Origin of the sequence: Dialister hominis (assembly GCF_007164725.1) — a bacterium.
GTDB lineage: Bacteria > Bacillota > Negativicutes > Veillonellales > Dialisteraceae > Dialister > Dialister hominis.
The window spans coordinates 2,146,862-2,160,686 of record NZ_AP019697.1 but is presented as its reverse complement, the minus strand read 5'-3'; the positions used below and the strand labels follow the sequence as shown (position 1 = coordinate 2,160,686).

Annotated in this window: 12 protein-coding genes and 3 riboswitches; of the genes, 11 read left to right on the top strand and 1 reads right to left on the bottom strand. The window is 50.0% G+C overall.

Going from position 1 to position 13,825, the window contains the following annotated elements:
• The 9 genes from Dia5BBH33_RS11105 (at position 1) to Dia5BBH33_RS09860 (ending at position 6,061) form a co-directional block, all read left to right on the top strand.
• Positions 1–168 carry a hypothetical protein gene (locus tag Dia5BBH33_RS11105; protein WP_157952069.1) on the top strand — a complete coding sequence of 56 codons (168 nt, stop codon included), beginning with the start codon at positions 1–3 and terminating at the stop codon, positions 166–168.
• 30 nt (positions 169–198) lie between these two features.
• A complete protein-coding gene (locus Dia5BBH33_RS11100) occupies positions 199–366 on the top strand; it encodes a hypothetical protein (RefSeq protein ID WP_157952069.1) in 168 nt (55 codons plus the stop codon).
• Between the two features lie 30 nt (positions 367–396).
• Entirely contained in the window at positions 397–564 is a 168-nt protein-coding gene (locus Dia5BBH33_RS11095) for a hypothetical protein (RefSeq protein ID WP_162501800.1), read from the top strand.
• A gap of 30 nt (positions 565–594) precedes the next feature.
• The gene (locus tag Dia5BBH33_RS09880) at positions 595–822 is read left to right on the top strand and encodes a hypothetical protein (protein WP_108850377.1); all 228 of its coding nucleotides are present in this window, start codon (positions 595–597) and stop codon (positions 820–822) included.
• A 197-nt stretch (positions 823–1,019) separates the two neighbouring features.
• Entirely contained in the window at positions 1,020–1,193 is a 174-nt protein-coding gene (locus Dia5BBH33_RS11090; RefSeq protein WP_022383262.1) for a hypothetical protein, read from the top strand.
• Positions 1,194–1,678: 485 nt separating this feature from the next.
• The gene (locus tag Dia5BBH33_RS09875; RefSeq protein WP_144269258.1) at positions 1,679–1,963 is read left to right on the top strand and encodes a hypothetical protein; all 285 of its coding nucleotides are present in this window, start codon (positions 1,679–1,681) and stop codon (positions 1,961–1,963) included.
• A gap of 329 nt (positions 1,964–2,292) precedes the next feature.
• Complete coding sequence (locus Dia5BBH33_RS09870; protein ID WP_162501799.1) at positions 2,293–3,390, top strand: tetratricopeptide repeat protein; 1,098 nt, start codon at positions 2,293–2,295, stop codon at positions 3,388–3,390.
• Positions 3,383–4,723 carry an SGNH/GDSL hydrolase family protein gene (locus tag Dia5BBH33_RS09865; protein ID WP_108850379.1) on the top strand — a complete coding sequence of 447 codons (1,341 nt, stop codon included), beginning with the start codon at positions 3,383–3,385 and terminating at the stop codon, positions 4,721–4,723. Before Dia5BBH33_RS09870 ends, Dia5BBH33_RS09865 begins: the two co-directional genes overlap by 8 nt.
• A gap of 36 nt (positions 4,724–4,759) precedes the next feature.
• Positions 4,760–6,061, top strand: coding sequence for an SGNH/GDSL hydrolase family protein (locus Dia5BBH33_RS09860; RefSeq protein ID WP_144269256.1), 1,302 nt, complete (start codon positions 4,760–4,762; stop codon positions 6,059–6,061).
• 837 nt (positions 6,062–6,898) lie between these two features.
• Here the strand turns inward: Dia5BBH33_RS09860 and Dia5BBH33_RS09855 are convergent.
• Positions 6,899–7,678, bottom strand: a complete 780-nt coding sequence (locus Dia5BBH33_RS09855) for a ZIP family metal transporter (RefSeq protein ID WP_144269255.1) — start codon at positions 7,676–7,678, stop codon at positions 6,899–6,901.
• Positions 7,679–8,843: 1,165 nt separating this feature from the next.
• Positions 8,844–8,935: riboswitch (glycine riboswitch) on the top strand.
• Positions 8,936–9,046: 111 nt separating this feature from the next.
• On the opposite strand from Dia5BBH33_RS09855, the gene Dia5BBH33_RS09850 reads away from it, so the two are divergent.
• Positions 9,047–10,468: an alanine/glycine:cation symporter family protein gene (locus Dia5BBH33_RS09850; RefSeq protein WP_144269254.1), complete on the top strand. Its 1,422-nt coding sequence runs from the start codon at positions 9,047–9,049 to the stop codon at positions 10,466–10,468.
• A gap of 365 nt (positions 10,469–10,833) precedes the next feature.
• Positions 10,834–10,935: riboswitch (glycine riboswitch) on the top strand.
• A gap of 134 nt (positions 10,936–11,069) precedes the next feature.
• Positions 11,070–12,521, top strand: coding sequence for an alanine/glycine:cation symporter family protein (locus Dia5BBH33_RS09845; RefSeq protein ID WP_144269253.1), 1,452 nt, complete (start codon positions 11,070–11,072; stop codon positions 12,519–12,521).
• Between the two features lie 1,058 nt (positions 12,522–13,579).
• A riboswitch (glycine riboswitch) is annotated at positions 13,580–13,680 on the top strand.
• Positions 13,681–13,825: the final 145 nt, after the last annotated feature.

Sequence of the window (13,825 nt, the reverse complement as noted above, 5' to 3'; positions counted from 1 at the left end):
ATGGAAAAAATCATTGATCGTGAAAACAAGGAAGCAGTCAAAGCATTGAAGAAGGATAACTTCTACTTCGGCTACATGGCAGCCAGGAAACTGGAAAGAGCCGATTACGTAGAAACCATCAGCGGCCTCAGAAAACCGGAAGCCAAGAAAGTCAGAATCGCTATTTAAGGAAATCAAGTCAGAAAGGGAGTCTATAAAATGGAAAAAATCATTGATCGTGAAAACAAGGAAGCAGTCAAAGCATTGAAGAAGGATAACTTCTACTTCGGCTACATGGCAGCCAGGAAACTGGAAAGAGCCGATTACGTAGAAACCATCAGCGGCCTCAGAAAACCGGAAGCCAAGAAAGTCAGAATCGCTATTTAAGGAAATCAAGTCAGAAAGGGAGTCTATAAAATGGAAAAAATCATTGATCGTGAAAACAAGGAAGCAGTCAAAGCATTGAAGAAGGATAACTTCTACTTCGGCTACATGGCAGCCAGGAAACTGGAAAAAGCCGATTACGTAGAAACCATCAGCGGCCTCAGAAAACCGGAAGCTAAGAAAATCAAAGCCGCTGTCTAAGAAAATACCGGCAGAAAGGAAGCAGGAATCATGGAAAAAATCATTGATACAGTCAATAAGAAAGCCGTTGAGGACATGAAAGAAGAGAGTCCGTACACAGCCTTCAAGAGTGAGAAGAACCTGGAAAGAGCGGAAGCCATGGAAGAGAAGGCAGCTGCTTCCAAAGGTGAAAAGGAAGAGTCTTCTGAAGACTACGTTTCCTACAAGGAAAAGAAAAACCTCGAGCGTGCCAGCCGCATCATCGAGAATGAAAAGTAACAAAAACAATCAGTAAAAAGTACTATCTAAAACAGTTGGATTTAGTATAGTAGGAAATCTATACTATAGGTGAAAGGAAGGAAAGGCCCGGAATTCCCGAGATTTCCTTCATATCACCGGAAACCCGGTACCAGCAGAAAGGAGGCATACAGCGCGGGATCTCCCGGTCGTTCAAGAGCGGAAGGGAAGGATTTATCATGATGAAAATCTTAGAGTATGAAATCAGAAAAGGCGTCAAGCATTTCAAGAAGGAATACGGTTACTTCGGCTACCTGGCTGAGAGAAAACTCGACCGCGCAGCATACATCAACGATTGTGTCCTTGGCCATCCGAGAAAATCGGCCAGACACATGGCAAAACACCCGGCGTAATTCCCCGAGGATAAAAAAATGATCAATCAAAGCACTGTTAAAAAGGAGCCCTGAAGCATTGCTGCAAGGCTCCTTTTTAGCGGGGTCTCTGTTGACAATTTATTTTTTCGCCTATAATTATGGAGTACAAAGAAGAACCGGTTTCGGGACTTTCCCTCGGGGAAGTAGACCCCTTTGGGCCCGCGATGGGTTCTTTTTTATTGTCTGCATACATGTCGCAATAGCGCTATTGGTAATCATTCCTACAAATAAAACTTGTGACTTCCACAAATTGAATTTGTTTGTCTGTATTTCGAAAAACATCTATACTATAAACAGATAGTCAGATACTTCATAGAGATAGTACTCATAATTCAATCGGGGGTTCTATCGTCATGAGGCAGTCATTTTTCGACGCTGCCCGTCACTTGTAATAACCCGGGGGCTTGATGGTACGGCGCTAGTCGTATTTGGGGAGTTTTTTCTTCAAGAAAGGATGACGAATCATGGAAAAGAAAGTAGAAGAAATGACAGAAGAGGCCATTGAGAAAAAGAAAAAGGAGCACGAATTCTCCGGTTTCCGTACAGAGAAAACGATGGAACGTGCTGAGCAGCTCGAAGACGCAATGGGCCAGGCTGACAAAGACGTCAGCGGTGAAACAGAAGTAGAAAAAGTCGATGAGAAAGCAGTCGAAGATCTGAAGAAGAAACATGAATTCTCCGGCTATGTCGCAGAAAAGACAATGGAAAGAGCCGAAGAAATCGTCGATGCTCTGAAAGAAGACAAATAATTTGTTTCCATGGATTGAATCCACCAATCTATGCATATAAATCAGAAAGGCCAGCCGTAAAGCTGGTCTTTTTGATTGGGAAAATGGGGAAGTGGACGAGCACCGCTAAAATGCCAAGACCCGTACCACCTCCTACCCTCCACTCCCTGCATTCCTGCCGCTTTCCCATACGGAAAAGGTATGAAACCAGATTCAAAAAAGGAATAGAAAGATTCGATAATTTCTATATATCCGGCCGTTTTCTCTGTTATAATAATTGTAGAAAGAATGATTGATCTGGCGTATAATGATTGGATGTTTTATACATGGTACGCATGGAAGGAGTCTGTATGACAGAGATAGAGAAAGCGCGGGAGCTTTTCGTTTCCTGCCGCTTGAAGGAGGCAAAGCCTCTCTTGGAGGAACTGGCCGGGGCCGGTGACAGCGATGCGCTGTACATGCTGGCCATGATGACGTATGACGTGGATATCGCTATCGAGCTTCTGGCAAAGAGCGCTGCGAAAGGAAATGCGGGCGCCAAGCTGATGCGCCTTGCGCTCATGGCAGATGCTTCGGAGGAAACGATCGCCGAAGCTGAGAAGTCGATCATCCCGGAAATAGAGAAAGGGGCAGAAGAAGATCCCGTTCTTGCCGATGCGCTGGGAACGTTTTACCTCGTTTATGGAAAGAAGCGCGAAGGATGGACAGAGAAGGGGATGGCCCTCCTCTCCATGGCAGAGCAGAAAGAATACTGGAAAGCATCGATTCACCTCGGAAGCGCGTTCAATGAGCTGCGCGAAAATCCGCTGGGGGATGCAGACCGGTTCAATCCGGGCGAAGCCATCATCCATTTCTCCTTTGCCGCTGTGAAAGGCGCACCGGAAGCGGAGTATTTCATGGGCTTCCTCGTCTACAGGGGCCTTGGAACGAAGCGGGACCAGAAGGCAGCCATCCAGCTCTGGAAGAAAGCGGCGGCCTCGGGCTACATGACCGCGGCGCTGACGCTCGGCTTCGTCCTTTCCTTCTCCAAGAACGAGAAGGAAAAGAAGGATGGCTTCAAGTACACGAAGATGGCAGCCGAATCGGGAGATCCGACGGCAGAAGGAAATCTGGCAAACTGCTACTACTACGGCACAGGCACGAGGAAGGACAGACGTCTGGCCCGCCTCTACTACAAAAAAGCCGCAGAGAAGGGGATGGAGTCGTCTGCCATGCAGCTTGGCGTCATGTACCACGAAGACGGCAAGGACGACAAAGCCTTTGAAATATTCAGGAAATCCGCGGAAAACGGCTATCCGGCATCAATGGGATGGCTGGCCGCTTGTTATGAAAATGGGTATGGAACAGAAAGAAACAGGGAAATGGCGAAATTCTGGCTGACCCGCGCTGCCGATCTGGGCGACGAGGACGCGAAGAAAGCGCTTTCCATCATTTCCGGGAATGGTTAAGGATTCAATGATTAGAAAAGAATGTATTTCAATTCTGGCGGCATGCCTTCTGGGCATTTCTTCGCTGCCAGCTTTCGCGGCGGCACCGGTCATTCCGCAGATGCCTGACCGCATTATCCGGGCGGAAAATGCGAAGGAGGGGCTGAATGCGCCTTCTTCGGAAAAGGATCTCGTGCTCCTCACATGGGCAGAAAATCCGGAATCCGTCCGCTATGAAGTGGAAATTTTCCGCGGTATTCCTTACAACCTGGACCGCAACGAACCTCTGGCGGATCACGTCTATGACAACCAGAGAATCTATACGAATAAAGTCATCATCGACCTGTCGAAGATTCCAGCAGGGGACGGCGTGCTCTACTGGCGCGTGCGCCCGATCGATGCCGACTGGACAGGCCTTGCGCCGTTCTCAGCTCCGATGGAAGTCAGGAGCACGATGAAGCGCCTTGGCCGCGATGCGCCGCTTCCGAACGTCTATCGTCCGGAAAACGGTTCCTCGCTCCTCTATCCCGTCTATTCCTACGCAGGGATCCCGGGCGCGGCGAAGTACGAAGTGGAAGTGACAGACTCCTATCCGGAAACCCTTTCCGGCACAGCGCCTTCTGCCCACCGCGTCTTTTCCCGCGTGACCTCCCTTTCGAACGTCTATGACAGCGATCCCAGAATCGGGACCTACTACTGGCGCGTCAGGGGGATGGACGAGACAGGCGCGCCCGTCGGCGAATGGAGCCTTCCCGAACGCGTGAGAAATGACGTCGAGAGCCGCTACAATGTCGGCATCTTCGGCGACAGCATTACTCAGGGCGGCGGCCATCTCTACCACAGCCCCGCCGATATGGCGTACAGCTACGTTTCTTACCTCGATTTCCCGGCCGTCAATATGGGAAGAAGCGGCGACACCGTGGAAATGATGTACGACCGCTTCGACAGGGACGTCCTTCCCTTCCACGTGAAGTACCTTCTCATCATGGGAGGCATCAATGACCTTCGCATGGGCACGAGCCCGGACAAGGCCATCGAGTACCTGGAAAAAATCCGTCAGAAGTGCATCGACCACGGCATCACGCCGATTCTCATGACCATCGTGCCGCTCAATCCGGAAAACATCCAGAAATACTACGGCGAGACCACCTATGCAGGCTGGAAGGAATCCGTCGCCAAAGTGAACGCCTACATCCGGACGAAACCATATATCGACACCGCCGCACCCTTCGCATCCTTCGACGTCATGCCGTCGGAATTTGCCATGGACGGCATCCACGGCGACTGGAACGCCAAGCAGATGATCGCAGGGGAAATCAACCGCGAAATCGGCCATTTCATACCGACCTATTAATAGAAATCTTATAAGAAAAGCAGGGGGGAGATTTCGATGAGAAAACATTACTGGAAATATAAATGCACAGCAGCACTGCTGATGCTCTGGTGCGCCGCCGGGACGCTCGCGCCGGCAGAAGGGGGAGATCTGATCGGACTTTCCTGGAAACCCGATTACGATGCCGTGCGCTACGAAGTGCAGATGAAAGACGATGACGGCATGTTCTACGACAACCAGTTCGTCTACGCCAATTCCGTCCTCCTGGACAAGAAAGGACGCCTGGAACATCCTGAAAACGTTTCCTACCGCGTCCGCCCAATCGACTTCGACGGAAACCCGATCAGCGCCTTCACGCCATACATGCCGTTTGAAGACGGCGCCTTCAAGGACGACCGCGACGCGCCGTACCAGAAACCGGACAGAAGCGGGGAACAGGGCGGAGCCATGCTCTATCCCGTCTATTCCTTCGTCTGGATGCCCGGCGCCGCTTCCTATGAAGTCGAAGTGACCACCCAGCCTCCGGAAAATCCGACAGGTACCGATCCCTCCCTCTTCCGCCTCTGGAGCGCCAAGACTGAGCTGAGCGACCTCTATGACGCAAGACCGAGGACAGGCACCTACTACTGGCGCGTCCGCGGCATCGATGCCAAAGGAAATCCTGTCGGCGAATGGAGCGAAGCACAGAAACGCACCACCGACCCCGATGCAGGATGGGTCGTCGGCGTCTTTGGAGACAGCATCAGCCACGGCGGAGGACGCATGTCCTACAGCCCCAACGACCTCGAATACTCCTACGAGCACTACCTCGATTTCCCTGTCATCAACCTGTCCCAGAGCGGCGACACCAGCGAATCCATGCTCGAAAGATTTGACAGAGACGTCCTACCCTTCCATGTGAAATACCTTCTCATCATGGGAGGAAGCAACAGCTTAAGAGGCGGCGTCCCTGCCGAAGACGTCATCGAGGACCTGAAAGCCATCCAGCAGAAATGCAGCGACAACGGCATCACATCCATCCTCATGACCCTTCCGCCGATCAACCCGGCCAGCATCAAGAAAACCTTCGACGAACCCACCGTAGACGACTGGCAGACACCCTTTGCCAAAGTCAACGCCTTCATCCGCACCCAGCCCCACATCGACATTGCCGCTGCCTTCCCCCTTGACCCGGGAATGACACCAGCCCTTGCCCTGGACGGCCTCCACGGAGACGTCGTCGCCAAACAAAGAATGGCCGCTGTCATCAACGAGCACATCCGTGACTTCGTCAAAGAACCCATGGCCCTGCCCGAAAATCAGACGGAAGAAACCAAAGAAAACACCAATGCTGCAAAAACCTCGCTACTGCCAGATTGACAGCACGAAAGAAAAAAGCGAAGAAATTCACCGGGATAAGTTATACACAAACTGTGGAAAACTTTGTGAATAAAAACAAGTGAATAAATACCTGTGAAAATGTGAAAACCTCGATAATATCGGAAAAACAGCAAATAAAAAGATTCACACAGCCCCTTTTCACAGCCTGTGAATATTGTGAAAAACTCTTGGGATAAATCACAAACCCCATGCAAAAATCCCTGTGCTGCCCCAAAAACACTGGGAAAACAAGACTCTTCAAACAAACCACTATATATATCCTTCCTGTGAATAAAACCAACTATATATAGTAAAGACGCCAAGGGACAAACCATCCCAAGGCGTCTTTTTTTGACAAAAACCAAGAAAATGTTTCACGTGAAACATTTCCCAAACCGCAGCAGCAGAAAAAACAGCAGAAAACCAAAATGGCAACAGTAAGGATTTTGAAGAGCATACTTTGAACCATTTAAAACGAGCTGCTACGAACTACTATGTACTGAGTCCTGACTTTTCTCGATTATCGTAAAGCTGTCACCGTCAGGGGAAAGGGGTTCATTTTCCCAAGCGCCGCTAACACTTGCCTTCCCAGACGGGGAAGGTGCCCGAAGGGCGGATAGAGTTGATTACCACGAGTGCGCGCGGTTGTATGGTTTTGAACTTGACCTTGCCTCGTAGAGGAAGGTGGTCCCGGAGGGACCGGAAACATCATTTCCCAGCCTGTAAGGCGGTTGTATGGTTTTCACTCTCTATTCTCAAATCCCCATCCCCTCCAAAATTCTCACAAAAAAACCGCCATGAAATTTTTACAGCGGTTTTTTTATTTGTATGTAGTTGTTATCCCAGTGCAACGTCGAGAGCCATCATGATCATGAAGCCTACGGCAAAGGAGAGGACTCCGATATCGGAGTGTTCACCTTCGGACATTTCCGGGATGAGTTCTTCTACAACGACGTAGAGCATAGCACCTGCGGCGAAGGAAAGGAAGTAAGGCATCATCGGGACGACCATGGCGGTGACCAGGATCGTCAGCGTGCCTCCGATCGGTTCTACGATGCCGGAGAGGACGCCTCCTATGAAGGATTTCCAGCTGCCCATGCCGGCGGATTTCAGCGGCATGGAAATGATAGCGCCTTCAGGGAAGTTCTGGATGGCAATCCCAAGCGACAGTGCCATGGCAGCCGCAGCAGTGATTCCTGCGTGTCCGGAAAGGAAGCCTGCATAAACGACACCGACGGCCATGCCTTCAGGGATATTATGAAGCGTCACGGCCAGGACAAGCATCGTCGTCCTTTCCAGGTGGCTCTTCGGGCCTTCTGCTTTCTTCGCATTCATATGAAGATGCGGGATCACACGATCCAGCAGCAGAAGGAAAAGGATGCCGACGCCGAAACCAATCGTCGCCGGAAGGAACGCCATCTTTCCGAGAGGCTCAGACTCTTCGATCGCAGGGATCAGAAGACTCCAGACCGATGCCGCCACCATCACGCCGGCCGCAAAACCCGTCAGCCCGCGCTGTACAGAGCGGTTCATCTCGCCGCGCATAAAGAACACACACGCAGCCCCCAGAGACGTTCCGAGGAAGGGGATAAACAATCCCCAGAATACATCAGACATAAAATTTCTCCTTATTCAGTTAGTCGGTAATCATTTCAATAAAAGGGGAATTCTTATTGAAAACAATTATCACTTATACATTACTCCACGTTTCGATTCCTGTCAATATATTACCATAAAGAGAACGAGAGAGGGGAAAATAGGTAGACAATTGGGGAGCATAGGACAGGGGAAACCGTATGAATAAGAAAACCACACAAATGGGAAAAACGTATGAATGGAAAAACCATACAACCAAGCTGCGCTTGTGGAACCTTTTATAAAAACCAATGAATACTGCACCCCTTTCTCCGGCAACAGTTAAAAGATTGGCCGGATCCTCCCCCGATGGTGGAGGTCAAAACCTTCTGTATCGTCGTGTACCGCTATTATTAACTGCGATGTACTGAGTTCCGATTTTCAGGGCCGTAGGCCGGTCTTGACCTTGCCCTGGAAGGGAAGGTGCCCGACCTCAAATTCTGATGTCGGGCGGATGAGTTGCAGTTACTCGGACAGAGTCCGGTTGTATGGTTTTTAAAGGTGCAGTTTCTAAGAAGGCCGGTGGAAAGAGTGTAGTATTCCTTAATGCTTTCAATATAAAAAGGTTTTTCGAGCGAAGCGAGGTTTGCCTGTTTTCCCTTTGCGAAGTAAGGAAAGGGTTTTAGAGCTCGCCCCGTAGGGAAAGCTGGCGCGCCTGCGCCTGAGGAGATTCATCTCCCTCAGCCGTCAGGCTGGTTGTCTGGTTTTAAACTCTCTCCCTAGTTTTCCCGCTTTTAATCTCTCTCCCCAGTATTTCCAATTCTAAAATACTTTTCCAGGAGGGCAGCTCCCTCTATTTTATCCCTCCAAATATTAAACCAATCTTAGCATTTTCTTATTATATTAGTAAATGATTAGTTAGAAATCTATGCAAAATCCTTGGTTTTATCGATGTTTTCGCACTTTATGCACAGGGGTGGTTTGAACGTTAATTTTAGGGGTATTTTGGATAAAATGTGCTGAAATTTTCAAGGGGTTATCCATTAGAAAATGATTAAGCCTTAAAATAACGCTTGCATATGGGTCCGCTGGGACTTATAATGCAAACATCAAATTCATATTGGTGGATGATGCAAGTGGGAGAAAGCCGTATGGCTTACCGAAGGAGTAACACTCTCAGGTGCCTCGCAAGAGGCGGTACCGGTTGCGGACACACTCTGGAGAGTCTCACAAATGAGCGCCGAAGGTGTAAGGATCGCAAGGTCCCAATCTCTCAGGCAAAAGGACAGAGCATAAAGAAACGTTCTTACGATTTTTTCGTACTCGTTTTAGGATAGACAATGCCGGCTTCCAGAGTTTTATATTTTGGATGCCGGCTTTTTGCATATTTCTATTTCGAGGAGGACGAACATGGATTTGAATTACATGAATTGGCTGAATGCAGCCGACAGTTTTATCTGGGGACCACCGCTTTTGGTTCTTTTGGTGGGAACCGGGATTCTGCTGACACTTCGTTTGAAGATGTTGCAGGTTTTCAAGCTTCCCAAGGCTTTGAAATTAATTTTCAAGGCACAGAACGCAGGCAGCGGAGATATTGATTCTTTCAAGGCTCTCTGCACAGCTCTTTCCGCAACGGTAGGCACCGGCAATATCGTCGGCGTAGCTACTGCAATCGCAGCTGGCGGCCCTGGCGCTATTTTCTGGATGTGGATGGCTGCTTTCTTCGGAATGGCAACCAAGTATGCGGAAGGTCTTCTGGCTGTTAAATACCGCGAAGTCGATTCCAAAGGCGAAATCGCCGGCGGCCCGATGTTCTACATCAAGAACGGCATGGGTGAGAAGTATAAATGGCTTGGAACTCTCTTTGCTCTCTTCGGCGTACTCGTCGCATACTTCGGTATCGGTACATTCGCTCAGGTCAATTCCATCGTTGAAATCACCCAGATGACGGTCGGCGTTTCACCGACATGGACCGCCATCATCCTGACCATCCTGGTCGCAGCTATCACTCTCGGCGGACTCCAGTCCATCGCGAATGCCGCATCCAAGATCGTTCCGGCAATGGCAGTGATTTACTTCGTTTCCACCGTCGGCGTCCTTGCTTACTTCGCTAATCAGATTCCGATGGCTATTGAGACCATCATTTCCAACGCATTCACCGGCACAGCAGCAGCCGGCGGCTTCGCAGGAGCAGGCGTGATGCTTGCCATGAGAAGCGGTATTGCCAGAGGCGTATTCTCCAACGAATCCGGCCTTGGTTCCGCTCCGATCGTAGCCGCAGCCGCTAAGACAAAATGGCCGGCAGAACAGGGTCTCATTTCCATGACAGGTACCTTCATCGATACCATCATCATCTGCACCCTGACCGGACTTACCATCGTCGTATCCGGCGAATGGCTCAAAGGCCTCAACGGCGCAGCACTCACCAATGCAGCTTTCCAGGATGCCTTCCCGGCAGTTGGCGGCTACATGCTGATGGTCGGACTTGTCCTCTTCGCCTTCACCACCATCCTCGGATGGAACTACTACGGCGAACGCTGCATGATCTACCTCTGCGGCACCAAGGGCATCCTTCCTTACCGTATTATATTCATCGCGCTTGTCGCAAGCGGCGCGTTCCTTAAATTAGAAGCCATCTGGGTTCTGGCGGATATTGTCAACGGACTCATGGCTATCCCGAACCTCATCGCTCTTCTGGCCCTTTCCGGAGTCGTCGTCAGAGAAACCGAGAAATACTTCGATCATCTGAAGACCGGCAAGGACTACGAAGAATACGAAGACCTCGATCCATCCCTGGCAAGTGCAAAAGCTCAGCCAGAAGTGGAAGAGTAAGAAGGTTCATATCTGCCAGGCGAGAAGGTTTCCCCATTTTCCCTTCCGCCGGGCAGTATGATACAAGGCCTGGGACAGGGCCTGCGCATCCATCCATCTTCGGAATCGCAGTCCCGGGCCGCCGGGAGAGACACCCAGAACTCTCTCCCGGGTGGGGGCCCTGCCTTTCAAAAAGGGAAATCCATCAATCCTCTTGTATACTTCAGGCCAAGTGCCTTTGTATATGCCGCAAATGCCCGGCAGGCTCATAGAGTCAAAGCGCATACATATCTGTGGATGATGTACACTGAAAAATGAGAGCTGAAAGGGCACTCTGCCGAAGGAGTAATACTATCAGGCGTTCAGAAGAACACGAAACTGTGTACGGACACAACTCTGGAGAGTCCCATTCGATTGGGCGCCGAAGGTGTAAAGGGATTTCACCCGTAAATCCCGAATCTCTCAGGCAAAAGGACAGGGCTGGCACGTGGGTAACTCCCGCTATGCATGGATGCATACATACATACAACCGCCAGCCTCAGACTTTACACACACCATCAGCCTGAGTGCGGCGGTTGTTTTTTTCTCAGAAATACGGGTCAAATGTAAGGGGGATATTATTATGGACATGGCTGCAATCAACTCGCTCGTCAATACCATTGACGGCATAGTCTGGGGCCCGGTAATGCTGGTGCTCCTTGTCGGTACCGGCGTGTACCTCACCTGCTTATTAAAATTCCAGACCTGGCGGAATCTGCCCTATGCAATCCACAGCGTTCTTTCTAAAGAAGCCCGCACCACTAAGCGCGGCAAAGGCGACGTTTCTCCATTCTCCGCATTAATGACAGCTCTCGCTGCCACCATCGGCACCGGCAACATCGTAGGCGTTGCCACCGCCATGTTCTCCGGCGGCCCCGGCGCCCTGGTATGGATGTGGATTTCCGCATGCTTCGGCCTCACCACCAAATTCTCCGAATGCATGCTGGCTATTAAATACCGTGAAGTCAATGCTAAAGGTGAAATGAAGGGCGGCCCCATGTTCACCATGAAAAACGGTTTCAAAAATAAAACCGCTGGCCGTACCTTTGGCTTCCTCTTCGCACTGTTCTCCGTCATTGCTTCCTTCGGTATCGGCAACATGACCCAGGCAAACTCCATTTCCGGAGCCGTACAGACAGTCTTCGGCGTACCGGTGGAAGTCTGCGGCGTCATCCTCACCGTCCTTTCCCTGATTATCATCCTTGGCGGTATCAAGACAATTTCCAAAGTTTCCTCTGTCGTTGTTCCCGGTATGGCTGTGTTCTACATCATCGCAGGCTTCATCTGCATTCTTATTAACATCCAGAACGTACCTCACGGCCTCTATATGATTTTCATGATGGCCTTCAACCCGCAGGCCATTGGCGGCGGCGTCCTCGGCACCATCACAGTTACCGTCATGAACTCCATGCGTTACGGCGTTGCCAGAGGCTGCTTCTCCAATGAAGCCGGCCTGGGCTCCGCAGCCATCACCGCTGCTGCTGCTACCACCGACGACCCCGTTCGCCAGGGCTACATCAACATGACCGGCACCTTCTGGGATACCATCGTTGTCTGCTCCATCACCGGTCTTACCATTGCTTCCTCCGGCGTTCTTGGCACTACCGATGCCAGCGGCGCACCGCTGAAAGGCATCGCCCTCACCATGGCAGCCTTCTCTACCCAAATAGGCATCATCGGTACCTATATCGTAGCCATCGGCATCATCCTCTTCGCCTACTCCACCATCATTGGCTGGGAATACCACGGTGAAAAAGCATGGGAATACCTCTTCGGAACCCATAAATTCAACATGGTTTACAGAATCATCTTCTCCCTGGTTGTTTACGTAGGTGCTACCCAGACCCTGGATCTGGTATGGAACCTTTCCGATATTGCCAACGCACTCATGGCAATTCCAAACCTCATTTCCCTGCTGGTTCTCTCTCCTGTCATCAAAGAAGAAGTCGTCCGCTTCCAGGCCGTCCTCGAACGCGAAAAAGCAGAAAAAGCAGCTGCCAAAGAAGCAGCAATCGAAGAAAGAGCCGGTATCTGATCAGGCTCAAAAAGGCAAGATTAAAGAAATCTCCCTTACAGGAAATAAAGGAAATACAGGAAACACAGCAAAACTCCGCCCGATGCATAGGACGGGGTTTTTTGGCGGGGGGGTAGGGGAAAAGGCCAAGGTGCGCCGCTTGCCGCTGCTGCTAACTGCGATGTACTGAGTCTGGATTTTCAGGGCCGTAGGCCGGTTTTAACCTTGCTCCGAAAGGAGAAGGTGGCGGCGGAGCCGACGGATGAGTTGCATTTCATCGAGCGTAGCGAGGTTTTGAGTTTTTCATCAAGGCGTAGCCTTGGTTTAAGGGTGTTAACCTTGCTCCGAAAAGAGAAGGTGTCAGCGTAGCTGACGAATGAGATGTAGTTCCTCAGCCGCTAGGCTGGTTGTAGGGTTTTCCTCGAACGAAGTTCGGTTTGCTTGTTTTCCTTTTGCGAAGCAAGTAAGTGGTGTTGACCTTCCCAGACGGGGAAGGAGGGCCACGAAGTGGCGGTTAGGGTTGATTACTACGAACGAAGTTCGGTTGTCCGGTTTTAATTCTCCTCTCTATATATAAATACTATATATATAAGGAAGGTATCCTGCGCTCTTAAAATCTCCTCTTTTGTTTTTTCATCCATCTGTCTCTTCCCATTCCCTGCGCCTTTAATCTTTTATTCTTTTCCCGTTTTCCTCCTGTTTCAAAATTACATAGATATTTTCTATCAAAAAACATAGTACATCCATTTCCATCTGTCCCGAAAACTAGTTCCTTATACTCTCTGTATATGCTATATACAGTATACAGGCGGCGTTTTTCATGTATGCGGAATTTAGAAAAATACATAGTATCAATATATAAAAAAAATATATGAGGAAGTACTTGCTTTTTGAAAAAATGCGTGTATAATTCAATCAAATCACATCCGAGGGCGGAATCTATGACGAGTCCCGGTTTGTGGTGGAAATGTACGGGTTCCCGTACCATAAGGGTGGATGAAGTACACGGAAAAATGACATGAAAATGTCTGCCGAAGGAGTAACACTATCAGGCGTTCTGAGAACACGAAACTGTGTACGGACACATCTCTGGAGAGTTCCGCTGAAAAGATGCGGACGCCGAAGGTGCAAAGGGATCTTTGATCCCGAATCTCTCAGGCAAAAGGACAGGGCTGGCAGCAGGGTAACTCCCGGCTATGCGTGGATGCATACATACATAGCGCCAGCTTTGCACTTCAGATCTTTCTGAAGGCTGAGTGCGGCGCTTTTTTGTTTCCAAAAATTATTGAACCCCGTATAGCAAGTAATCAAGAAGGGAGCTGCCG